This window comes from Martelella sp. AMO21009 (assembly GCF_053484295.1).
Window position 1 is genome coordinate 1 of record NZ_JBAKFR010000020.1, and the last position, 24,585, is coordinate 24,585.

A 24,585-nucleotide genomic window follows, 5' to 3' on the forward strand; every position below is an offset into this window, starting at 1 on the left:
CCGTCAACACCGAAACGGCCAATGACAACCGGTTCCAGAAGCTTCCCGAAACCGGTCTGCGCGCCGCCGATTGCGGCAACCTGCCCTTTGACGAAAACGATGCGGCGGGCAACCGGGACACACCATCCGCAAGGCCGTCGGCGCAGTGGTTTCTCGCGGCGCCGTTCCCGTGCTGATCGGCGGCCCGCTCCATGGCGCTCAAGTCCGCTCGTGCAAATATAGAGCTAGATATTGCGTTCGATCTTGCGGGCGGCATCCTTGAGCAGATGACGGTAGCGGTCGATGTCGGCCTGCTCCGTGCGGAAACTCGGGGCGACGATATTCAGGCAGGCGAGCGCCATTCCGTCGAAGCCGCATACCGGAACGGAGATCGCGACCAATTGGTCGCTAACCTCCCCGTAACTTACGCAATAGCCGTTTGCCCGGATTTTCCTGAGTTCCTGAAATAACCTCTCCTTCTTCGTGATCGTGTTCGCGGTGAAGCGCGTAAAGCTTTCCGGCAATAACGTGTCCCAGCTCTCCTCGGGCAGGAAGGCCAAGATCGTCTTGCTCGATCCGGCATAGAGCGGCCTTCGCTTGCCGATATGGGCATGGACCCTGAGATCCCTCGATGGTTCAGCCTTGGCAATGCACAGGGTCTCGGTATTGAGCCGGATGCGCAACTGCACAGTTTCATTGGCCTTGAGCGCGAGTTGGTCGAGAACCGGCTCCGCACGTTTGACGAGATCAACCTGGGTCGAGGCGGCGCTGCCGAGCACCAGCATGGCCGTGCCGAGCCGGTAGCCGCCTTTCTGTGACCTCTGAAGCAGACCACGCCGTTCCATTGTACGTAACGATCGCAATATTCGAGGCTTGCTCTCGCCCAGTCTCCGTGCTGTTTCGCTGAGGGTGATATCGGCCGAACCAGCGATTTCGATCAGAATTGAAATCGCAAGGTCAACTGATTGTATATAATCAATATTATTTATTTTTTCTACTTTGTCCAAGCCGCTCTCCGATCACTCGTTCAACGTTTCGAAAACTACAACTTATGTCGTTACGACAGTCGTAACAATGAAAAAATTACCTTGACTTTACATAAACGGCCAAACCAGAATTACCCACATTCGCAACCAAAGATTCCGCTCGCGGATCGCCAAAACCAAGAGCGAATGTGCAAAACACAGAGGAGAACACGATGACCCTTCGCCTTACCAGACGCGCGCTCCATAAATCCGTTCTGGCCATGGTGGCGGCCGCAACCTTGCCCCTTGGCGCTCACGCCCAGCAGGGCGAAATGCTCGTGGTCGGCATGTCCACGACGCCGACGACACTCGATCCGCATGAAGACAGCAGCGCCCCGAACAACGCGATGTCGCGTCATATCTTCGACAGCCTGATCAATCGCAGCGGGTCCGCCGAGAACATGCCGCAACTGGCGACCAGCTGGAAAGTGATCGACCCGACTCATTGGGAGTTCAAGCTGCGTGAGGGCGTGACCTTCCACGACGGTTCCGATTTCGACGCCGAAGACGTCACCGCCTCGCTGCTTCGCGCCCGCGACAAGCCGAGCCAGAGCTTCGCCTCCTATACCCGCACCATCAAGGACGTGACAGCCACCGACCCGCTGACGATCGTGGTCGAGACGACCGCTCCAGATCCGATGATCCTCAACTCCCTGAGCCGCATCCGGATCATCAGCTCCGATTACGCCGACGCAAGCGTCGAGGATTTCGACAATGGCAAGGCGGCGGTCGGAACCGGTCCGTTCAAGTTTGCCGGCTACACGCCGGGCGACCGTCTCGAACTCGTCCGCAATGATGATTACTTCGAGCAACCGGCCGACTGGTCAAAGGTGACCCTGCGCTTCGTGCCTGATGACGGGGCTCGCCTCGCGGGCCTGCTTTCCGGCGACATCGACCTGATCGAGACCCTACCCGGCGAGGGTGCCGACCGCGTCGAAAGCAATGATAATCTCGATATAATCCGCGGCCAGTCCACGCGCATCGTCTATCTTGGCACTGACCAGGAAAACGATGTGACACCGTTCGCGACGGCGAAGGACGGTTCGCCCCTTCCGACCAATCCCTTCAAGGACGAGCGGGTGCGCAAGGCGCTGCTGATGGCGATCAACCGAGAGGCAATCGTTGAACGCGTCATGCAGAAGAACGGGACCGTCGCCGACCAGTTTGTCGCCGAAGGCTATTTTGGCCATTCGGATAAGGTCGAGCCGGTCAAGTACGATCCGGAGGGCGCCAAGGCGCTGCTGGCGGAAGCCGGCTATCCCGACGGCTTCAAGCTGACGATCCACGGTCCGTCAGGACGCTATGTCGACGACAGCGAAGTTCTGCAGGCCGTGGGCCAGATGTTCGCCCGTGTCGGCGTCGATACCCAGGTCGAGGTCATGCCGTGGTCGATGTATGCTGACCGTTATGCAGCGGGAGACTTCAGCCTTTTCCTTGCCTCGTGGGGCGTCAATACCGGGGAAGTCTCCAATCCGGCGACGGCTCTGGTCGCGACCCGCGACTCCGAAAAGGGAACGGGGCGCTACAATGGCGGCGGCGTTAGCGTTCCCGCACTTGATGCCCTGATCGACGAGGCCAACCGGACGCTCGATGAGAATGATCGCAGGCCGATCCTTGAGGACGTTTCGGAAATGACCTTCAACGAATATCTAATCCTTCCCATGCATTACGAAAATGTCGTACTGGGCGCGCGCAAGGGGATCGAATACTCCCCGCGCGGGGACAAGTATACGCTCGCCTATGACGTGAAGTCTGACGAATAAGCGCAGAGTTCGATAAAAGGCGGCCGCGATGCACTGCGGCCGCCGAAATTTTCCGGAGAAAAAACATGAAAGAGCTCGGTGACACCGATGCGCGCGCGCGCGCGGCGGCGATCTATGACTATGGCGCGACCGCGATATTCGCGTCCCGCTTCGACCCTCGCCTGCACATGCTCCTCTACGTCCCGAAGGTTGCTGCAGAGGGTCGCCCACTCAAGCTGATCGTCGCCGTCCACGGCACAGGCCGCACCTCGGCCATAGAATTCCGCGACGGTTTCGCCGAATTCTGCGAGTATAATGACTGTGCTGTCCTCTGTCCGATCTTTCCTATGAACGTTCGGGGAGACGGCGCGCGGTCGGGCTACAAATACATCATTGAAGGCGACCTGCGCTACGATCTGGCGATCCTGTCCATGGTCGAGGAAATGGCCGGGAAATACGCTCAGGACTGGTCGCGTTTCGCCATGTTCGGCTTTTCCGGCGGCGGACACTTCACCCATCGCTTTGCGATTCTCCATCCCGAAAAACTCTGGGCCGCCTCCGTCGGCGCGCCGGGCTCGGTCACGCTTCTCGATCCGGAACGCGACTGGTGGGTCGGCATCCGCAATGTCGAGGCGTTGTTCGGCAAGCCGTTCGATGCGGCAGCGCTGGCGCGGGTGCCGGTGCAGATGGTTGTCGGGGACGCAGACCTCGAGACCTGGGAAATCACCCACAAACCGGACTCACGCTACTACATGGAAGGCGCCAATGACGCCGGACGAACGCGGCCGGAACGACTGAAATCGCTGGCGAAATCCTTCGAGAGCGCCGGTGTCGACGTTACGCTCGACATCGTTCCGGGCATCTCCCACGACCGCATGAAGGTTCTCGGCCACGTGAAAGCCTTTTTCAGGAAACAGCTTGGGAAGATCGAGACCCGATGAGCAATGCAACCATTTGCGCGCCGCAGCCCGAAGCCGTTGAAGCCGGCGCGCGTATTCTCGAGCAGGGCGGAAACGCGATCGATGCCGCGCTGGCCTGCGCCTTCACCCAGGGGGTCGTCGATCCCCAGATGGCGGGCATCGGCGGTTTCGGCTCCATGCATGTCTTCATGCCGGAACGCGGCGTTCACGAGATTCTCGAATTCTACGCGCGCGCGCCCTTGGCCGCCACGCCGGACATGTGGGTCGACAAGGTCAGGGGCCAGAGCCGAGACGGTTTCGGCTATATCCTCGACGGCAACATCTCCGATATGGGTTACCACGCCGTCTGCACGCCCGGTTCGCTGAAAGGGTATGAAGAGGCGCTCAGGCGTTACGGCACCTTCGACTGGGCGGATCTGATCGCCCCGGCCATCCGCTATGCGCGCGAGGGTTTCAATATCCGCAACCACATGCACTGGTACTGGACCAAGGATCAGTCCAGCGACGGCTTCGCCAATACGCTTGACAAGCTGAGGCTGACGGAAAGCGGACGCAAAATCTATTTCCACGGCGACGGCCGCCTGCGCTCCGTCGGCGAGCGCCTCGTCAACCCCGATCTGGCCGATACCCTGGAGTTGATCGCCCGGAGCGGAGACGCCGATATTTTCTACCGCGGCGAACTGGCGGAACGGATCGCTGAAGATTTCGCCGCCCATGGCGGGCTGATCGGCATGGACGACCTCGCCGCGTACACGCTTCAGGTCGTCGCGCCCGCCTGGGGCAGCTATCGCGGACGGCGCATCGCCTCGTCTCCGCCGCCAGGTTCCGGAGTGTCGGTGATCGAGCTGTTGCAGATTCTGGAGCATTTCGACATCGCCAGCATGGAACATGCGGGAACGGGCCATGTCACGCTGTTGTTTGAGGCGATGAAGCGGATGACCCTCGACAAGGATGCCTTCATGGGTGATCCCCAATATGTCGACGTTCCGGTCGACAAGCTGCTTTCGCGAGAACGCGCGGCAATGCATGCGGCGTCCATCCGGGCCGGAGAGCGGGCCTTTGTCGAGCGCATGGATATGTCGCAGCGCGATACGACGCATGTTTCCGTCGTTGACGGTAAAGGCAATGCCGTCGCCATGACGCACACGCTCGGAAGCCCTTCGGGCGTCATTACCGACGGGCTCGGGTTCATGTACAATGGCACGATGAGCCGCTTCACGCCTTTCCCCGGACATCCGGGGTCGATCGCGCCGGGCAAGCGGCGTCCGAGTTCGGCGGCGCCGACAATCGTCTTCGAGAATGGCCGCGCGCGCATCGTCGTCGGCGCGCCGGGCGGCAGCTACATCGCTCCGACCGTGGCTCAGTGCATCATGAACATGATCGATTTCGACATGAGTGTCCTGGAAGCCATCGTCGCGCCGCGCGTTGTCGGCGTTTCCAATACGATAGATATCTGCAATCGCATCCGCAGGTCAGTTGAGGGGGAACTGATCGCCGACGGCTATGCGGTGGAACGTTCGCCGCAGGCTTATGCCTTCGCCGCGCTGCACGCGATCAGCGTAGGTCCAGACCAGTTATCGACGGGGGCGGCGGATCCGCAAAGGGACGGCATGTCCCTTTCGGTTCGCGTACCGCGGTGAGATCGGAAAGGAGGGCCAGGAAATGGCAACATCGCTGATCCGAAGGCTGATACAGGCGCTGTTCGTCATCATCGCCATGACGATCATCGTCTTCATCGGCGTGAACGTCATCGGCAATCCCGTCGACATTCTGATCAATCCGGATGCAAACCAGGCCGAGCGGGCGCGAGTCATCGCCTTTTACGGGCTCGACAAGCCTCTTTGGGAGCAATACCTCCTGTTCCTGAGGGGCCTGCTGCATGGCGATTTCGGCAACAGTTTCGTCTATGGGCGACCAGCGCTGACGATCATCCTCCAGCGCCTGCCGGCGACGCTCGAGCTGGCCTTCAGCGCGTTGATCATCGCGATCGTCATCGGCATTCCGCTCGGTCTTTATGCCGGGCTCTACCCCGACCGGCCCTCTTCCCATTTTATCATGTCGGGCTCGATCCTCGGCTTTTCCCTGCCGACCTTCTGGGTCGGGCTGATGCTGATCATGCTGTTTTCGGTAGATCTCGGCTGGCTGCCATCCAATGGCCGTGGCGAAACGGCCCCGCTGCTCGGAATCCAATGGTCGTTTCTGACGCTCGACGGCCTGAAGCACCTGATCCTGCCGGCCATCAATCTGGCGCTGTTCAAGACGTCCATGGTGATGCGCCTGACGCGAGCGGGCGTTCAGGAAGTGCTGCCGCAGGACTATGTCAAATTTGCGCGCGCCAAGGGATTGCGCGAGCGCCGGATTGTGTTCGTTCATGTGCTGAAAAACCTGATGATACCGGTTGTCACCATCATCGGGCTGGAATTTGGGTCCCTGATCGCCTTTTCGGTCGTGACCGAAAGTATCTTCGCCTGGCCCGGCATGGGACGGCTGATCATCGAGAGCATCAACCTGCTCGACCGACCGGTGATCGTCGCCTACCTGATGATGATGGTTCTCCTGTTCGTGACCATCAATTTCCTCACCGACATCTGTTACATGCTCCTCGACCCGCGCATCCGCATCGACAACAAAGGGTGACCTATGACAGACACACCAGTTGATACCGTCCTGTCCTCGGAACAACCGGAGTCCATCAAGGCGTTGCGGCGGCGCAGGGTCCTTGCCTTTTTCGCCTCGCCGAGCGCCGCGATCAGCTTCCTCACGCTCGTGGTCATAGCGCTGATCGCGATTTTCGCCCCCGTGCTGGCACCGCAAAATCCTTATGACCTTTCTCAACTCGACATCCTCGACGGACGACTGCCACCGGGATCGGAATCGATGACCGGAATGCACTACTGGCTGGGCACCGACGGACAGGGTCGCGATATCCTGTCGGGGATATTCTTTGGCCTCAGGACTTCCCTGACTGTCGGTCTGCTGTCCGCGCTTGCCGCGGCGCTGATCGGCACGACCATTGGTCTGTTGGCCGCCTATATCGGCGGGCGCACGGAAACGCTGCTTATGCGGCTGGTCGATCTCCAGCTCTCCTTTCCCACCATTCTCATGGCGCTGATGCTGTTGGCCGTGCTTGGCAAGGGAGTCATGAACGTGGTCATCGCGCTGATCATCGCCGAATGGGCCACCTACGCCAGAACCGTGCGCAGCACGGCTCTGGTGGAGCGCGAGAAAGAATATATCGAGGCCGCCCGCAACCTCAATCTGCCAGGCCGGCGGATCCTGTTCCGGCACCTGCTGCCCAACTGTCTGGCGCCGGTCATCGTGATCGCCACCATGCAGGTCGCCCGCGCCATCAGCCTCGAAGCGACGCTTTCCTTCCTCGGTCTCGGGGCCTCGGTGACCCAGCCGTCCCTCGGCATGCTGATCGCCAACGGCTATAAATATCTCCTGAGCGGTCATTACTGGATCAGCTTCTTTCCGGGTATCGCGCTGCTGATCACGATTGTCGCCATCAACCTCGTCGGCGACCGGCTCCGCGATGTCCTGAACCCGAGGAATGCGCTATGACGCCGATCCTCCAAGTTCGCAATCTCGTGACCGAATTCGGCATGCATCCGGGAAAACCCGGGCTGAGAGCCGTGGACGATGTCAGCTTTTCCCTGGAAAGGGGAGAAATACTGGGACTGGTCGGAGAATCCGGATCGGGCAAATCGGTTACCGGATTTTCGATCATGGGGCTGGTCGATCCGCCCGGGCGCATCAGCCAAGGTCAGGTCCTCTTCGACGGCCGGGACCTGGCGGGCCTTGGTCCTGCGGAAATGCGCGATCTGCGCGGGCGGCGGATCGCCATGGTCTTCCAGGACCCGATGATGACGCTCAATCCGGTGCTGCGTGTCGGAACCCAGCTCACCGAAACCCTGCATGCCCACGAGCGGCTTTCGCGGCGCGAGGCGTGGTCGCGCGCCCGCGATGCACTGGCCATGGTCGGCATTCCGAGCCCCGAAGAGCGGATGGAGGCCTATCCGCATCAGTTTTCCGGCGGCATGCGGCAGCGCGTGGCCATCGCCATCGCGATTCTGCACAGGCCGGACCTGATCATCGCCGACGAGCCGACAACCGCGCTCGACGTGACCATTCAGGCGCAGGTCATCCACGAGTTCCAGCGCCTGGCGGAAACCGCCGATACCGCCGTCATCTGGATCACCCACGACCTGGCGATCGTTTCGCGGTTGGCCGACAGGATCGCCGTCATGTATGCCGGACGGCTCGTCGAAAGTGGTCCCGTTGCCGACATTCTGACCCGGCCCCGCCATCCTTATACGAAAGGTCTGATCGGTTCCGTGCCCAGCCAGAATTCGAGGGGCCAGCGCCTGATGCAGATACCTGGCATGACGCCCGGCCTCGGCCGGCTTCCGGCCGGCTGCGCCTTCCAGACCCGCTGCGACCGCGCCGATGCGCGGTGTCTGGTCCAGCCGGAGCTATCGATCGAGGGAGACCGCGAATATCGCTGTTTTCACCCCGTCGCCGAACACGTTGCCGGAGCACGACCATGACCGTATCGCCACAGCAGGCACCGAATCTCTCCACGACGGAAACCGCCGCCTCATCGGTTCTCGAGCTTCGCGGCGTGACGCGCAGGTTCGGTGCGCAGCCTGACCTTGCCGAGCGGATCGCGATCGGATTGAAACTCGCCCGCCCCCGATCCGTCGTGCATGCCATAGACGGCGTGGACCTCACGGTGCGGTCCGGCGAGGTCCTGGGCCTCGTTGGCGAATCTGGTTGCGGAAAATCGACGCTGGGCCGGATCGCGGCGGGCATTCTGCCGCCAAGCTCCGGTTCGGTCCTGTGGAAGGGCCGGGACCGCGCGGCGATGACGCAGCGTGAGCGTCACGCGGTCGATCTCGACATCCAGATGATTTTCCAGAACCCCATGGCCGCCCTTAATCCGCGCATGACGATCTCGGAAATCGTGGCCGAGGCGCCGCGCGCCCACCGCCTGATCGACGGCCCGGACGGCCCTTACGTCGATCGCTATCTCCGGATGGCGGGCTTCGACCCGGCGATGAAACGGCGCTTTTCCCACCAGTTTTCGGGAGGCCAGCGTCAGCGCGTCAATATTGCCCGCGCCCTCGCCGTGCGACCGGAGTTCCTGGTGTGCGACGAAAGCGTCGCCGCGCTGGACGTCTCGATCCAGGCGCAGGTCATCAACCTGTTCATGGATCTGCGCGAGACGCTCGGCCTGACCTATCTGTTCGTCAGCCATGATCTCGGCGTCGTCGAACACATCTCCGACCGGGTGGCGATCATGTATCTCGGGCGGATCGTCGAGGAAGCCGATGCCGACGACATCTTCACGCGGCCGAGCCATCCCTACACACAGGCCCTGCTTTCCGAAATCCCGCGGATCGAAACGACGAAGCGCCGGTTTTCGCCGGTCAAGGGCGAACTGCCCAGTCCGCTTTCACCGCCTTCGGGCTGCCACTTCCATCCCCGCTGCCCGCACGCCACGAAACGCTGTCGCGAAGAGGCGCCGCGGTTGCGCGAAATCGCGCCGGGTCACCGCTCCGCCTGTCACCTCAACGGTTGATCCATTTTGAAATCCGGCCCTGCGGGCTTGCCTCGCCATTGGAGCATCAGCCGAAAAAGCGGAGTCCGGTTTTTCGGCCGACGCGTCAAAAGAAAGAATCCAGCGCCGCCGTCAGCCAATTTCGCCGTGTTTCTCTCTGGAGCTGTTCCGTGTTTCACGGAAATGCGAAACAGCTCTATCTCTTTGTTTTGACGCATTTTCGCGGACGTCAGGTGTTTCCACCTGACTGCGAAATGCTCTGTGGATGATATCCGGGCGGGCAACCTCAGTTCTGGAGACCCGCCGGCGGATTGGTAAGCCTGATGACGCGGCTGATCTTCTCCGCAGCGGCCATGACCTGCGGAACGACCTGCTGGGCGGTGGATGCGGACATTCTGGACGCGGGGGCGGCGAGATTGAGCACCGCGGCGACCCTGGAACCCGACGCGAAGACAGGAGCGCTGATCGAGACCAGCTCATCATTGACCTCGCCGTGGCTGATCGCGTAGCCGTCCGCCCGGATTCGGGCGAGGCGCTCCCGCAGAACGGCCGGATCGACGATCGAGTTCGCCGTCAGCCGCGGCAACGGCGCGGCCAGAAACCGCGCCAGTTCATCCTCTTCCATATAGGCGAGAAATATCTTGCTCGATCCGCCGTAAAAGGCGCCCCGTTGCCCGACCTCAGAATGAACGCGCACCGCCCGCTCCGGCTCCCAGCGGAAGACGCACAGGGATTCGTCGCCGTCACGGATGCGCAATTGCACTGTCTCCTGCGTCGCGCGTCCAAGCTCCAACATCGCAGGTTCGGCAATCTGGACAAGGTCGAATTGCCCCCGCGCGGCGGCTCCGAGCAACAGGGTGGCGAAGCCAATGCGGTAGGACTTTCCGTCATTGCCGCGGGTGACGAGATCGCGCGCCTCGAGCGTCCTGATCATGCGGAATATGCGTTGCCGGCTGCCGCCCACCTTGCGGGCGATATCGGCCATCGCCAGGCCCGGTTCCTCGGCGATCGCCTGCAGCACGTCGATCGCGCAGTCGACGGCCTCGATGCGATAGCTGTTGTCTTTTCTGTCTTCCGCAACCGACACGCTTTGCCCCTTCCGTTGCAACGATGCCCAAGGCCCTGTTGTAGAGGGATGGATGGCAATGGGCAATTCGCAGTTTGTAACACTAGATGTGACATGTATTATCAGTATTGACTAGTGATATCAACATGCACTAACCTCACCGAAAGATCCGGCGCGCCTGGCTTGCGCGACTGACTGGCGGCGGGAACGCCGGAATCGAAATTCAGATGCGGTAATACGGAGTGCAGGAGTGATGACAGGCGAGCATGCGGCTGTGGAATTGATGTTGGAGCCTGACGGCGCCGTGCTCGGCGAACTGAAGGATGTCGTCAGCGGCGCGCGCATGATGGAAACGCTGGATCATCTGGCGCGCTTCACCAAACTGGCCGGAACGCCGTCCGAGCGCGAGAGTCTGGAAGGCCTTCGTTCGAAGCTCGCGGATATCGGTTTCGAGACTTCCATGCTGGAACACGACGCCTATATCAGTCTTCCCGGTAAGGCCGGACTGCGGATCGCCTCTACCGAATATGCCTGTATCACCCATTCGATGGGGATATCTTCCCCGGTCGACGGACTGAAGGCGGATCTGGTGGACCTGCCCTCCGGCCTGGCGGACGACCTGCCGAGCGGCGCGGTTGCCGGAAAGGTCGTCGTCGTCGACGGAATCGCCTCGCCGGACGTGGCGCATCGCATGACGGCGCTCGGCGTCGCCGGCATCATCCATGTCAGTCCTCACGAGCATATTCACGAGATGTGCATCTCCCCGGTCTGGGGGAACCCTTCGGTACAGACGATGAAGGACCTGCCGGCCTGCGTGGTCATATCCGTCTCGGCGGCGACTGGCCTCGCGATCCGCAAACAGATGGCCGAAGGCGGGCGTGAGGCGCTTATCCACGCCGAGGTGGACACCGGCTGGCGAAAGACGCCGCTGCTCGTGGCGGAGATGGCTGCGGCCGAACCGACCGGAGAGGCGCCGTTCGTGCTGTTCTCCGGTCATCACGATACATGGTACTACGGCGTCATGGACAACGGGTCGGCTAACGCCTGCATGATCGAGGTGGCGCGCCTTGTCGCTTCGCAACGCGCTCACTGGCGGCGTGCCCTTCGGATCTGCATCTGGTCCGGCCATTCCCAGGGCCGGTATTCCGGATCCGCCTGGTACGCGGACCAGAACTGGGCCGACTTCGACCGGCGATGCGTCGCCCATGTCAATATCGACAGCCCAGGAGGTATCGGCGCGGGCAATCTGAAAAATACCGGTGTCATGCGTTCTTTGCGGCCGCTCGCCGCCAGAGCAATCGCAGCCGAAACCGGGCAGGTGCTTGCCGGCAAGCGAAAAGTCCGCTCAGCCGATGAATCGCTTCAGGGGATCGGGATTCCGTCGATGTTCGGGTCCCTGAGCGGCCAGTTTACTGATCCCGACAGCAAGATGCGCAACGCGCTCGGCTGGTGGTGGCATACGCCCGACGACCTGATCGACAAGATCGATGAGGCGAATCTCGTGCGCGACGCCAGGGTCGTCCTTGAATGCGTATGGCGGCTTCTGACCGAGGACGTGCTCCCGATCGACATTCTCGCGTCGCTTGAAGACTTGCGCTCGGAGTTGTTTCCACTTCAGGAAAAACTCGGCGAGAACCTGGACCTCGGCGTATTGATCTCGGGCATTGACGCGGCGACCGACCGCCTTCACGCCCTTCACAAACATAGCGCGCCGCCATTGATCAACAGCGCCATCATACGCGCCTCGCGTGAACTGGTGCTGCTCGAACACAGCCGCGGAGACCGGTTCGTCCACGAGCCGGCGCTCGCCCTGCCCGCATGGCCGGTGCTGGAGCCGCTCCGCATCCTGTCCGCGGCGACCCCCGGAACGGATTTCTTCCGTTTTGCAATGGTCGACGCCGTCCGCGCGCGCAATCGCATCGCCTGGCACCTTGAACGGACAGCCGCCTGCATGGATTAGCCGGGGCGGGACAAAGAGGCACTTTAAACGGAAACCAATCAACCAAAAAGGGGAACTCCGAATGAAACCTAGAACAGCCTTACTCGCAATATTGATCGCAGGCCTGATGACGGGCGCGGCGACCGCGAAGGATCTTGTCATCGGCATGAAAGCCGCTGTCGACAACGCTGATCCTCATCAACTCTACACGCCGAACCGCAACGTGGATCTGCAGGTCTACGAGCCGCTGGTATATCAGGACCGCTATCTGAGGCCGGTCCCCTGGTTGGCGACGTCTTGGAAGCCTCTTGATGACACAACCTGGGAATTCCGACTTCGGGAGGACGTCAAGTTTTCCAACGGCACGCCCTTCACGGCACAGGACGTGGTCTTCTCTCTCAATCGCGGTATAACGATCAAGGGGCTGCGCACCTATGCCGGGTATCTCAAGGATATCGCCTCGGTCGAGGCCAAGGACGACCACACCGTGATCATCAAGACCAAGACGCCGACTTCGATGTTGCCATGGAACCTGACCTCCATAGGCATGGTCTCGGCCAAGGCAGCCAAGGACGCGACCGAGGAAGATTTCAATGGCGGCAGCGCCGCCATCGGCACGGGCCCTTACCGCTGGATCAAATGGACGCCCGGCGACAGCGTGGTTCTGGAGAAGAATCCGGACTACTGGAATGGCGTGGAGCCGTGGGACAAGGTCACTTACCGGTTCATTCCCGATGACAGCGCCAGGGTTGCAGGTCTGCTTGCCGGTGATGTCGATGTCATCGACCAGGTTCCCGGCAACCTTAGCAAGCAGATTGCTGACAGCGGCAAGACCAGCCTCGTCGAGGACACCTCGGTATTCAACGTATACCTTTCCTTCGACAGCGTCAGACCGAATTCCCCCTTCATCAAGGCCAATGACGGTTCGGATCTCAAGGAGAACCCGTTCAGCGACCCCGACGTCCGGGAGGCGGTGAACATCGCGATCAACCGTACGGGTCTTGCCGAGCGCATCATGAATGGCGCGGCGGTTCCCACAGGCCAACTCGCGGCCGAGGAAATGCAGGGCTATGTGCCCTCACTGGGCGTTCCCGAATACGATCCCGCGAAAGCGAAGGAGCTGCTTGCCAAGGCCGGATATCCTGACGGGTTCCGCATGACGATCCATTGCTACAACAACCGCTTCACCGGCGACGTTCAGACCTGCCAGGCGGTCGCGGCCATGCTTACCGCGATCGGAATCAAGACGAGCGTGGACGCCATGCCCACCTCGGTCTTCTTCAAACGCGCGCGCGCGAACGAATTCTCCTTCTTCATGATCATGTACGGCACGCCGACCGGCAGCACGACCAGCATGGTGACGACGGTGCTTCAGACCGTCGACAAGGAAAACGGCTACGGCGCAAACAACAATAACTTCTATTCGAACCCTGAGGTCGACGAGCTCATCATGGAATCGCAGAGCACGTTCGACGAGGCGGAAAGTGAAGAACTGCTGAAAAAAGCGACCGAGGTTGCGATCAAGGACCATGCGCTGCTTCCGCTGTTCTTCCTGAAGTCGAGCTGGGGCGTGCGCAAAGGGCTGTTGCTCGAGCCGCGCGCCGACGGTTTTACTATGGCGCGCAACATTCGCGAACAATAGACTGTCATCGGCGGGCGCCCGGGCTTCTCGCAGGCCCGGGCGTCGTGACAGCCGAGCGCCCGGGCCCCGACTTCCGGGGCTGAAAAAGTGCGTGCACGGCTCGAAACGAAAACTCCGGAACTAAGGTAAACGCAGATGGCCCTTTGGCTCGGCAGGCGGTTTTTCCAGGCTGCGCTCGTCATTCTCGCCATGACGGTAATCGTCTTCATTGGCGTCAACGTGATCGGCAACCCGGTCGATATTCTCATTCCACCGGATGCGACCCAGGCGGAGCGGTTGCGTCTGATCCACTCCCTCGGGCTCGATCAGCCGCTTTACATCCAGTATTTCGACTTCCTGAAAAATGCGTTGCGCGGAGATCTCGGCAACAGCTACGTCTACAACCGGCCGGCTCTCCAGATCATTCTCGAGCGTATGCCCGCGACATTCGAACTGGCAATGAGCGCCATGGTGATATCCGTGGCCATCGGCATACCGCTGGGGCTTTATGCCGGGCTTCGGCCCGACAGCCTGTCAGCCAAGACACTGATGGCGGGAAGCATTCTCGGGTTTTCCCTGCCCACCTTCTGGGTTGGCATCATCCTGATCATGGTTTTCGCGGTCCAATTGGGGTGGCTTCCCGCCAGTGGCCGCGGGGAAACCGTGAAGGTGTTCGGCGTCGGCTGGTCGTTTCTCACGGTTGACGGCCTACGTCATCTGCTGCTCCCGGCAATCAACCTGTCATTGTTCAAAACGGCGCTGGTGATGCGGCTCACCCGCGCCGGCGTGCAGGAAACGCTCCCGCAGGACTACATCCGCTACGCCCGCGCCCGCGGACTGAACGAGCGTCGCGTCGTTGCCGTGCATGTGTTGAAGAACATCATGATCCCCGTGATCACGATCCTCGGCCTCGAATTCGGTTCGATCATTGCGTTTTCGGTCGTGACGGAAAGCATTTTCGCCTGGCCGGGTACGGGCAAGCTCATTGTCGACAGCATCAATGTTCTCGATAGGCCCATTATCATCGCCTACCTGGTCATGATCGTCATCGTGTTTACCATCATCAATCTTACAGTCGATCTGACCTACACGCTTCTCGATCCGCGCGTGAGACTTAGCATGAAGGGAGGCGTATGATGACCGATCTTTACGAACCGGATATCGGGCCTGTTCAGCTTGTTGCCACGGAGAGACCGGGCAAGCGCCTCCTGCGCGACTTCATGAAATCAAAGATCGCGGTCTTCGCGCTGGCTGTTCTTGTCCTGATCATTCTGGCGGCCATATTCGCGCCGCTGATCGTGCCGCAGAACCCCTATGATCTTCTGCAACTCAACATCATGGATGGCCTTATGCCGCCGGGCACCCCGGCAGCCAACGGCGAATATTCCTATCTGCTTGGATCGGACGACCAGGGACGCGACATGCTGTCGGCCATTCTTTACGGCCTGCGCATCTCGCTGACGGTCGGCGTCGCTTCCGCTTTCGTCGCGGCAATGATCGGCGCCTCGCTCGGTTTGCTTGCCGCCTATGTCGGGGGCCGGGTCGAAAGTGTCATCATGCGTCTGGTCGACCTGCAGCTCTCCTTTCCGTCCATGCTCGTCGCATTGATGATTCTCGCTTTCTTGGGCAAGGGCGTCGGGAATGTGGTGCTGGCGCTGATCATCGTGGAATGGGCGACCTATGCGCGCACGGCGCGCGGCACGGCGCTGGTGGAAAGCCGGCGCGAATATATCGAGGCCGCATCCTGCCTCGGCGTTCCGTCCTATCGGATCGTCTTTCGCCATTTGCTGCCGAACTGCCTGCCGCCGCTGGTCGTGATCGCAACGGTCCAGATCGCCCGCGCGATCGCGCTTGAGGCGACCCTCTCGTTTCTCGGTCTCGGCGTTCCCGTGACCGAACCGAGCCTCGGCCTGCTGATTGCCAACGGCTACAAATACATCCTGTCCGGCCAATACTGGGTGAGCATATATCCCGGTGTCGCGCTCCTGGTTACCATCGTCACCATCAATCTCGTCGGCGATCACCTTCGTGACATCTTCAATCCGAAAGGGCATGGATAATGGCTGTTCTTGCTTCGCAGACCACGCTTGCCCCCCTGATTTCCGTCAATGGGCTTGAGACGTCCTTTCTTGTCAATGGAGCCTGGAGCCCGGTCGTCAGGAATATTTCCTTCGATATCGGACGAGGGGAAACCGTCGCCGTAGTCGGCGAATCCGGTTCTGGCAAAAGCGTTACCGCAATGTCGATCATGCGTCTGTTGCCGAAGGCGACCAGCCGGATTCGGGGCGCCGTGGATTTCGAGGGACGCGATTTGCTCTCTCTCCCGGACGATAGGATGCGCGCGATCCGGGGCAACCAGATCGCCATGATCTTCCAGGAAACCAGCCTCAATCCGGTCTATACGATCGGATTTCATATGATAGAGACCTTGCGTCAACACCGCGATATCTCGCGGGAGGACGCCAGGAAAGAGGCCATCGCCCTTCTGGACAGGGTTCGCATCCCGTCAGCCGAAAAACGCCTGTCCGACTACGCCCATCAATTCTCGGGCGGCATGCGTCAGCGCGTGATGATCGCCATCGCTCTTGCCTGCAGACCCAAGCTTCTCATCGCGGACGAACCGACTACAGCGCTCGACGTCACGATCCAGGCCCAGATCCTCAATCTCATCAAGGAATTGCAGGACGAAGTGGGAATGTCTGTGATGTTCATAACCCATGACATGGGCGTGGTGGCGGAAATATCGGACCGGACCGTCGTGATGTATCGCGGCGATGCAGTGGAAACCGGCCCGACACCGCGGATCTTTCGCGCGGCGCAGCATCCTTACACCAGGGCTCTGCTATCGGCGGTCCCGCATCTTGGCGGGATGAAATCACAGGTCCTGCCGATGCGTTTTCCCGTCATCAGCAAGACCACGGGGGAGGCGGCGCCGATACCCGAAACGCCCGACACCGTTGACAAGTCGGAAAAACCCCTCCTCAGCGTCAAGAACCTCGTCAAGCGGTTCGACATTCACGATGGCCCTCTGGGCGGCCTGACCGGGCGAGTCCATGCCGTGGAGAACGTCTCCTTCGATATCAGGAGTGGCGAAACCCTCTCGCTTGTCGGCGAATCCGGCTGCGGCAAGTCGACAACCGGACGGTCTATCCTGCGTCTGATCGAACCGACATCCGGCTCTGTGTTCATGGATGATACGGACATGGCCAGGCTCGGCCGGTCGCAGTTGCGCTCCATGCGCAAACGGGTCCAGATGATCTTTCAGGATCCGGCGACCAGCCTGAACGCGCGCATGACGATTGGCGATGCCATCGCCGAACCGTTTCTCGTCCACGGGCTCGGGACGCGGCGGCAGGCGCGCGAAAAGACGGCCGACCTTCTGGTTCGCGTTGGGCTCGAAGCGGACATGGCGCATCGATACCCGCATGAATTCTCCGGCGGTCAGCGTCAGCGCATCAGCATCGCGCGCGCCCTCATTCTCGACCCGCGCCTGATCGTGGCGGACGAGTCGGTCTCGGCTCTCGATGTTTCTGTGAAGGCGCAGGTCGTCAATCTTCTCCTCGATCTCCAGCAGAGCATGGGGCTTTCCTACCTCTTCATCTCGCATGACATGGCCGTCGTCGAGCGCGTCAGCCATCGTGTGGCGGTAATGTATCTCGGGGAGATCGTCGAAATCGGGCCACGGGCGGCCATCTTCGAAAACCCGCAGCATCCCTACACGAAGAAGCTGATTGCAGCCGTGCCGGTTGCCGATCCCGAACGGCGCAAAATCCGTTTCGGTAGCGATGTCGAGGAACTGAAAAGTCCTGTGCGGCCACTGGATTTCGTCACACCCGAGCGCCACTACGATGAAGCGGGGCCGGATCACTTCGTCCGCAGGGAATAGGCCGGACTCCTGCCGGTCCGTCCGCAAAATGGGTTCCCACAAACAGCTCTAGAGTCCTTCAGGCTTAAATGGAATCCGTTCTGTTTGCCCAAACCGGTCATTCCACTCGAAGAAGCCCGCGCGGCATAGCCATAGCTATGGCGAAGGGCTTCGACAAAGTGGAGGGCCGGTTTCGGCAAACCCGCAGGGCGGCACGAATTTGCGCCATTACCGGCGGTCTTCGGCTTGGACATAGTGACGGCTATGCCCTGCGCCAAAGCCCTTGGTCCTGGCGCAAATTCCTTGCCGCAGAACGCTTCCATTTAAGCCTGAAGGGTTCTAGCTCTTTGTTTTGACGCATCGGGGATCGAAAACCGGATTCCACTTTTTCGCGCGATGCTCCTTGCAACGCTCTCCTGCGCGGAAACGTATTCCTGCGGCATACGCCAGGGCGGCGCCTTCGAACTGAAACAGGCCGTCTGAGCCTACGACCGTGCATCGGAGGGCGTGGCGCCGGATATCGCCGCGGCGGTGAAAGCCGAAAGCCTGCATGACTGGTTCACAAGGATGCCCTGGACAAGGAACCGCTCTGCGATCCGCTGGAACAGCGAGTACGAGGACTATCTGCTGGAGCAGTGGCATGACCCTTTGGGGACCGCGGGTCCGGTTTTACAGTTTCGCCCTGGTGGTCCTCGGCGTAGACAGCAACAGGCTCGTTTCGCTGTTGGTGATGCCCGGAACAAGTCTGATCTTGCGCAGCACGGCGTCGAAATCAGTGAGATTCAACGCCTGCAGTTCGACCAGCAGATCCCATCTGCCATTGGTCGTATGTATTTGCGTGACTTCAGGAAAACCACCCAGCATACTGATCACCCGATCCGTGACATGGCCTTCGATCTCGATCATCATGACCCCGCGAATGGTGTCCTCCAGGGCGTCCGCCCGCAGCATCACCGTATAGCCGATAATGGTGCCATTCTGCTCCATTCGCTCGATGCGGCTGCGCACGGTTGCCCTGGAAACGTCCGTTTCGAGGGCGAGATCGGAAATGCTTCTCCGTCCGTTGCCGCGCAGCAGCGTAATGATCTGCCGGTCAAGCTCATCCATATCAAAGTGGGCCATTCTGGTTTCAATCTGAATAAAAAGGCATGACGAACTGACAATATTCGCCGTTCAATCTGCCACTCCGATCCCATATATCTGAGGTTATAGTCAGGAGTAAATCATGGAATGCACATTGATTGGCGCGCCGCTTCAGATCGGCGCCGGACAGCTCGGATGCGAGATGGGCCCGAGCGCCCTGCGCATAGCCGGGCTCAAGACGGCACTGGAGCAGCTCGGCCATCGCGTCAGCGATATCGGCAATCTGAGCCCGGGCAACGCGGCCGAGATCGCACATCCGAACGAAGCCGTCCATCATCTCGGCGAGGCTGCCGTCTGGATCGAGGCGCTGACAGCGGCAGCCTACAAGCACAGCCGGTCCGGCATGCCGGTTTTCCTTGGCGGCGATCACACGATTTCAGCGGGCACTGTGCCGGGACTCGCCCGGCGGGCGCAAGAGCTTGGCCGGCCGCTCTTTGTCCTCTGGCTCGACGCGCATACTGATTTTCACAGCCTCGATACGACGGTCAGCGGAAATCTCCACGGCACGCCGGTTGCCTACTATACCGGCCAGCCAGGATTTTCCGGCTATTTCCCGCCGCTCGCCCATGCCGTGCCGGCCGCCAATGTCTGCATGATGGGCATACGCAGCGTCGATCCCGCGGAACAGGACGCCATCGGCAGATCCGGCATCGAGGTCCACGACATGCGCGCGATTGATGAACACGGCGTCGCGGTCCTGATCCGCGCGCTCATCGAGCGCGTCCAGGCCGCAAACGGGCTCCTTCATGTCAGTCTCGACGTCGATTTCCTCGATCCAGACATCGCCCCGGCCGTGGGCACGACGGTGCCCGGCGGCGCAACTTTCCGCGAGGCTCATCTGATCATGGAGATGCTGCACGACAGCGGGGTCGTCTGCGCCCTCGACATTGTCGAACTCAATCCCTTTCTCGACGAGCGCGGCAGGACGGCCCTCCTTCTCGTCGACCTCGTCTCAAGCCTGATGGGAAAAAGGGTGATGGATCGCCCGACAATGCCCGGCTGAACCCCTCCCGCAACATTCGGTCGGAACGCCCGTGAACGCCAGTTCCAGACTCAATGTCGTTCTGTTCGTCAGCGTGGCCCCGAAGGCGTCGACCGGCGCGCGCTGGTCGAGCAGAACATGCCCCGCCTTGCTGGGAAATCCCCTTGGACCGCAACGAAAAATTCACGAACTCTATGCAATTGATTTAAACATGAGTATTGCATACAGGTTTTCAGGAGGCCGCTTCCATGCCGGCAATCGAGCATCGGCTTGACGCGCATGGGCGATCTCGGACGCGCAATCTAGAATCGGCTGCAGGTTGCAGGGAGCGCTGGTTTCTTATGACTTCGTGGAAGCAACAATTGGCGCGACTTTTCGCGATGCATCGGGGACATGTGGAGCAGATCGCCTTTCGCAGGGTGCATGACCGCGAAGCCGCCGCCGATATCGTTCAGACCGCCTTCGCCAAGCTTCTGGCGGCCGAGGGGCGGGAAAGCGAGGAAGAGAGCACCAAAATCCTGTTCACGACCGTGCGAAACGAGAGCCTGAACTATCTTTCCGGCCGTTCCCGGCGCTCACGGATCATGTCCGCACTGACGACGGAGCAGATTTATCACGGATCGCCGTCCTCCCAGGATGCGGTTGAGGGCACGCAGGCGATGACGGCGCTGGAAACGGCGCTCGCGGAATTGCCCGAGCGAACCCGCACCATCTTCATAAGACGTCGCCTGCATGGTGAGAACAATGCCGAAATCGCCGCCGATCTCGGCATATCTGTCCGCGCCGTCGAAAAGCATCTGGTGCGGGCGATGGAACATTGCCGGTCCGCAATCGACGACTACTTTTCCGCCTGAAACTGTGTGAAACTGCGCGATGCACAGCACCGGGAAGGCCGGCCGAAAATGAGCAAGGAAGACGACAACAGTGAGCGGGAAGACGTGGCCATGCAGTCCATAACGCTGAGCGGCGAGGAGCGGAAAGCCGCCTATGCCTGGCTTGCCCGCCGGGATGGGAATACATCGGCGGCGACCGAGGCTTCCTTTCAACGTTGGCTGTGCGCGAATCCAAGAAACAGGCGGGCCTATGACGAGGCTTCCCGCCTGTGGGCGATGATGGGCGCGCCGGCTGCGGCCGTTGCCGCCAGCGGCGAGTGTCGCCCGCCGTTGCGGCGGCACTGGCAACGCTCCGGCTTCATCGCACGGGCTGCACTGGCCGCGACGATCATCCTGACGGCCTGTGTCGCGCTTTTGATTTTCAGCTCCAATATGCTGCAGGACTGGCGAGCCGATGTGGTGACCGCCTACGGCCAGATCAGGGAGTATCCGCTTCCCGATGGTTCAACCGTCACGCTCGGTCCCGATACCGCGCTGGCGCTTGATTTTGACGGCGGCGCGCGGCGGGAAGTCGAGATCCTGCGCGGCCAGGCGTTTTTCGATGTCAGGCCCGGACTTTCCGCACCCTTCACCGTCGAGGCCGGGAAGGGGCGGGTCGAGGTCACCGGCACGGCGTTCGATGTCGACAGGCTTGGCGATGACGTCACGGTGGTTGTCGAGACCGGTTCGGTAAAGGTTTCGGGCAGCGGCGAAAACGCGGCTCTGCTGGGCGCTTCCGAAATGGTCGATGTCGACGATGGCGTCCCAGGCAGCATCCGGAACGTCGATACCAGCCTCGCGCTGGGCTGGATGAAGGGGCAGGTGTCCTTCGATCGCCAGCCCGTCGACAAGGTGATGGCAACGCTGCAACGCTATCTGCCCGCCAGGGTCGTGACCCGCGGAAAAATCGGCGAGCGTCTGGTTTCCGGAAGCTTCCCGACCGATGATCCGGAGCAGGCGATCCGGGCCATCGCGTCGACCGTCGATGCCCGGGTCCGCCGCATAACGCCTTGGTTTATCGTTATTTTCTGATTTTTCCCAGGCTATGAATGGCGTGATCGGAAAAAACTTGAGTAAAATAGTTCGCTTTTAGAGATCTCACTTGTTTTAGCTGATGAGAGGCACGGTTGCCTCCCGCCGGGTTCGGCGCGGGTAAAACAGGGAATGCTCCATTTATGTTGTATCGAGTAGCGGGCGAGCGGCGTCGGTTCTGTTTCGCTTCTGTGTTGTTGTCGTCGGTCGCCATTGCCGTTCCGGCTTATGCGCAAACCTCTGCCGGCAGCGCTGCTGTCGAAACTTCCGTTTACGATTTCAACCTCCAGCCTTCGGTCCTCGGCTCGACCGTCGCCAGGATCGGCGCTCTTACCGGCTGGCGCATCTTCTATGGCGGCGACGTGCCATCCGATACGCTGACAACCGCCGTCAGCGGCCGGTTCTCCGTGACCGAAGCCCTCGGGCTCGCGCTTCAGGGAACCGGGCTGCAGTATCAGGTCACGGGGCCGCGCTCGGTGAGCATCGCCTCGTCGATGTCCTTTGACGACATATCTTACATGAACGATCCCGAGGCGACGCTGCTCGAACCTGTTTTTGTCACGACCGGGGTTCGGGGTGCATCGGGCGCCGGTTTCATGGGTACACCGGACTGGGTCTACGACACCGCTGGCTCCGTCAGCGTTGTCTCCCGCGAGGCCATTCTCGGTGCGCCGTCGCGCAGCGCGGGCGATCTGCTCGACAATGTCGCGGGCGTCTATGCCAACCGCTCCAATGGCCAGGACCCCGGCATTTCGGTCAATATCCGCGGCCTTCAGGATCAGAACCGCGTTGTCACCATGGTGGATGGCGCCCGCCAGAACTTTCAGATCGCCGGCCACGGCACCACGTCGCGCGCCTATGTGGATTCCGCCTTCATCCGCGAGATCGACATCGACAAGATGGGCGGCTCAGGCGTCGGCGGGGCGGGCAATCTCGGCGGATCGGTCAATTTCCGCACCATCATCGCCGACGATCTGATCACCGGCGACAAGGACTGGGGGCTCTCCTTCAACGGAACCGGCGGTTCCAACGAATTCAATTTCGACGGTTCCATCGCGGCGGCGACGCAACTGACCGACAGTTTCTCGGTTCTGGCGGGCTACAGCCGCAAGAAGATCGGCGCCTACGAGATCGGCACGAACGGCGATATCGAACTCAATCCGGAGACCACGTCGGACAACGTATCGGTGTTCACCGGTTCCGAGGTGGAATCGAGCATTCTCAAGGCCGAGGCCCAGCTGACAGACGATCTCGACCTGACGCTCTCCTGGCTGCGCAACAGCTCCAAGTTCAGCACCGGCGGTTACATCACGGCCGGCACGCTGGAGGGCGGCACGCAGGAATCCGAGTACGAGGTCGTCAACAACACGTTCACGGCCAATCTCGGCTGGGATCCTTTGAGCGATCTCGTCGATCTCGACGCCAACCTCTGGTACAACCACCTGCAGAACGATCAGGAATTCGAACAGCTTCTGATCGGCGTCATCCTTTCCGCCCCGGCGCATTATGAGCTCGGCACGTTCGGCGGCAGCATCGACAATACCAGCTTCTTCGAAACGCCGCTCGGCGACCTGACCGTCAATTACGGCATCGAGGGCTTTCGCGATGACGGAAAGACCGAGGTCGACGCCGACTTCCCGATGGACGAACTCACCGGCAATGAGGGGCTTACCGGGCCGAACCCGACCGGAACGCGCGATGTCTTCAGCGGCTTCGCCAGCGCCACGCTGGAGCCGACGGACTGGCTCTCGCTGACCGGCGGACTTCGCTACGATTGGTACAGGATCAAGGGGATAGGGTCCTATGCCTGGATACGAAGGCACCCCAACACACGTGTATGCGAGAGGGTTCTGGACGAATCGACCGGTTCATGGCGTCAAGTATGCACAGGTGAGAAGGCTTGGCAGGAGTGGGCCAAGGAAGATGTCGATATCGACCGGTCCGATGGCGCCTTCCTGCCTTCGGTGACGGCGGCCTTCGGCCCGTGGGACGGCCTTCAGCCCTTCGTCCGTTATGCGAAGACCTTCCGTCCGCCGACGCTGATGGAGCAGCTCTGGGGCGGTCAGCACTATATCGGCAGCTCGCCGCTGTCCTTCGCGCCCAATCCGGACCTCAAGGCCGAACGCGCCGATACCTACGAGATCGGGGTCAACTATGCCCGGGACGGCTGGCTGCAGTGGGATGACAGTTTCAGGATGAAGGCCGTCGGCTTTTTCCGCAAGGTCGACGACTATATCGCGCTCGGCCACGTCTACAAGGAGACCGGCGAACGCGCCTATCAGTCCTTCGTCAATCTCAACGGCGCAAGCTACATGAAGGGCATCGAGTTCGAGGCCAATTACGATGTCGGGCGGTTCTATATCGGCGCTTCGGCAACCCTTCTCGATACCGACTATGCCGACACCTACACCTATTACGGCGAAAGGGCGCCGGGATCCGGGACGAGCAAGCCGTTCAAGCCCGGAGACGTGCTGAGTTCGGACACGCTCTATGTGCCGCCGACATTCTACCTGACCATGGATGCGGGGCTGCGGTTCTTCGACGAGCGCCTGACCCTCGGCGGCCGCCTGACCCATTCCAACGGCGGCAAGGCCGGGGACATCGAAACCTACGATGTCGAGAACTACACGGTCTACGATCTTTACGGCTCGTGGGTGTTCAACGACACCGCCGCGCTCCGTTTCGCGATCGATAACGTGACTGATCTTGCCTACGTGCCCTCGATGGGCACCGCAGACCTGCCGGCGCCCGGCAGGACATTCACGGCATCACTCAATCTGACGTTTTGAATTCCGCGGCTTTTGTCGCGAACAGGGGTCCGTCCCCGGACGGATAA

At 60.9% G+C, this 24,585-nt stretch carries 19 protein-coding genes; 16 read left to right on the plus strand and 3 right to left on the minus strand.

Features of this window, described 5'->3' with window-relative positions; all coding sequences use genetic code 11:
• Nucleotides 1-224 precede the first annotated feature (224 nt).
• Nucleotides 225-986, minus strand: a complete 762-nt coding sequence (locus V6766_RS18185) for an IclR family transcriptional regulator (protein ID WP_448468904.1) — start codon at nt 984-986, stop codon at nt 225-227.
• Between the two features lie 191 nt (nt 987-1,177).
• On the opposite strand from V6766_RS18185, the gene V6766_RS18190 reads away from it, so the two are divergent.
• The 7 genes from V6766_RS18190 to V6766_RS18220 all read left to right on the plus strand — a co-directional run bounded on the left by V6766_RS18190 (nt 1,178) and on the right by V6766_RS18220 (nt 9,250).
• Nucleotides 1,178-2,767, plus strand: coding sequence for an ABC transporter substrate-binding protein (locus V6766_RS18190; RefSeq protein WP_448468906.1), 1,590 nt, complete (start codon nt 1,178-1,180; stop codon nt 2,765-2,767).
• A 65-nt stretch (nt 2,768-2,832) separates the two neighbouring features.
• Nucleotides 2,833-3,687: an alpha/beta hydrolase family protein gene (locus V6766_RS18195; protein WP_448468908.1), complete on the plus strand. Its 855-nt coding sequence runs from the start codon at nt 2,833-2,835 to the stop codon at nt 3,685-3,687.
• Complete coding sequence (gene ggt / locus V6766_RS18200) at nt 3,684-5,306, plus strand: gamma-glutamyltransferase (protein WP_448468910.1); 1,623 nt, start codon at nt 3,684-3,686, stop codon at nt 5,304-5,306. Before V6766_RS18195 ends, ggt begins: the two co-directional genes overlap by 4 nt.
• A gap of 22 nt (nt 5,307-5,328) precedes the next feature.
• The gene (locus tag V6766_RS18205; RefSeq protein ID WP_448468912.1) at nt 5,329-6,303 is read left to right on the plus strand and encodes an ABC transporter permease; all 975 of its coding nucleotides are present in this window, start codon (nt 5,329-5,331) and stop codon (nt 6,301-6,303) included.
• Between the two features lie 3 nt (nt 6,304-6,306).
• Nucleotides 6,307-7,230, plus strand: a complete 924-nt coding sequence (locus tag V6766_RS18210; RefSeq protein WP_448468914.1) for an ABC transporter permease — start codon at nt 6,307-6,309, stop codon at nt 7,228-7,230.
• Nucleotides 7,227-8,216 carry an ABC transporter ATP-binding protein gene (locus V6766_RS18215; RefSeq protein WP_448468916.1) on the plus strand — a complete coding sequence of 330 codons (990 nt, stop codon included), beginning with the start codon at nt 7,227-7,229 and terminating at the stop codon, nt 8,214-8,216. Before V6766_RS18210 ends, V6766_RS18215 begins: the two co-directional genes overlap by 4 nt.
• On the plus strand, nt 8,213-9,250 hold the full coding sequence (locus V6766_RS18220) for an ABC transporter ATP-binding protein (protein ID WP_448468918.1): 1,038 nt from the start codon (nt 8,213-8,215) through the stop codon (nt 9,248-9,250). Before V6766_RS18215 ends, V6766_RS18220 begins: the two co-directional genes overlap by 4 nt.
• Nucleotides 9,251-9,515: 265 nt before the next feature.
• On the opposite strand, the gene V6766_RS18225 is transcribed toward V6766_RS18220, so the two are convergent.
• Complete coding sequence (locus tag V6766_RS18225) at nt 9,516-10,316, minus strand: IclR family transcriptional regulator (protein WP_448468920.1); 801 nt, start codon at nt 10,314-10,316, stop codon at nt 9,516-9,518.
• Between the two features lie 232 nt (nt 10,317-10,548).
• On the opposite strand from V6766_RS18225, the gene V6766_RS18230 reads away from it, so the two are divergent.
• From V6766_RS18230 to V6766_RS18250, 5 genes are all read left to right on the plus strand, one after another.
• Complete coding sequence (locus V6766_RS18230; protein ID WP_448468922.1) at nt 10,549-12,255, plus strand: M28 family metallopeptidase; 1,707 nt, start codon at nt 10,549-10,551, stop codon at nt 12,253-12,255.
• Nucleotides 12,256-12,316: 61 nt separating this feature from the next.
• Nucleotides 12,317-13,876: an ABC transporter substrate-binding protein gene (locus V6766_RS18235; protein WP_448468924.1), complete on the plus strand. Its 1,560-nt coding sequence runs from the start codon at nt 12,317-12,319 to the stop codon at nt 13,874-13,876.
• 135 nt (nt 13,877-14,011) lie between these two features.
• Entirely contained in the window at nt 14,012-14,992 is a 981-nt protein-coding gene (locus V6766_RS18240) for an ABC transporter permease (protein WP_448468926.1), read from the plus strand.
• The gene (locus tag V6766_RS18245) at nt 14,992-15,915 is read left to right on the plus strand and encodes an ABC transporter permease (protein ID WP_448468928.1); all 924 of its coding nucleotides are present in this window, start codon (nt 14,992-14,994) and stop codon (nt 15,913-15,915) included. Before V6766_RS18240 ends, V6766_RS18245 begins: the two co-directional genes overlap by 1 nt.
• Nucleotides 15,915-17,741 (plus strand): ABC transporter ATP-binding protein, encoded by a 1,827-nt coding sequence (locus V6766_RS18250; protein ID WP_448468930.1) that lies wholly within the window; start codon nt 15,915-15,917, stop codon nt 17,739-17,741. Before V6766_RS18245 ends, V6766_RS18250 begins: the two co-directional genes overlap by 1 nt.
• 648 nt (nt 17,742-18,389) lie before the next feature.
• On the opposite strand, the gene V6766_RS18255 is transcribed toward V6766_RS18250, so the two are convergent.
• On the minus strand, nt 18,390-18,827 hold the full coding sequence (locus tag V6766_RS18255) for an Lrp/AsnC family transcriptional regulator (protein WP_448469052.1): 438 nt from the start codon (nt 18,825-18,827) through the stop codon (nt 18,390-18,392).
• Between the two features lie 118 nt (nt 18,828-18,945).
• On the opposite strand from V6766_RS18255, the gene rocF reads away from it, so the two are divergent.
• From rocF to V6766_RS18275, 4 genes are all read left to right on the plus strand, one after another.
• Nucleotides 18,946-19,866 carry an arginase gene (rocF, locus tag V6766_RS18260; protein WP_448468932.1) on the plus strand — a complete coding sequence of 307 codons (921 nt, stop codon included), beginning with the start codon at nt 18,946-18,948 and terminating at the stop codon, nt 19,864-19,866.
• A gap of 341 nt (nt 19,867-20,207) precedes the next feature.
• Nucleotides 20,208-20,699, plus strand: a complete 492-nt coding sequence (locus V6766_RS18265) for an RNA polymerase sigma factor (protein ID WP_448468934.1) — start codon at nt 20,208-20,210, stop codon at nt 20,697-20,699.
• Between the two features lie 48 nt (nt 20,700-20,747).
• Entirely contained in the window at nt 20,748-21,749 is a 1,002-nt protein-coding gene (locus tag V6766_RS18270; RefSeq protein ID WP_448468936.1) for a FecR family protein, read from the plus strand.
• Nucleotides 21,750-21,892: 143 nt separating this feature from the next.
• Nucleotides 21,893-24,538 carry a TonB-dependent receptor domain-containing protein gene (locus V6766_RS18275; protein WP_448468938.1) on the plus strand — a complete coding sequence of 882 codons (2,646 nt, stop codon included), beginning with the start codon at nt 21,893-21,895 and terminating at the stop codon, nt 24,536-24,538.
• Nucleotides 24,539-24,585 lie beyond the last annotated feature (47 nt).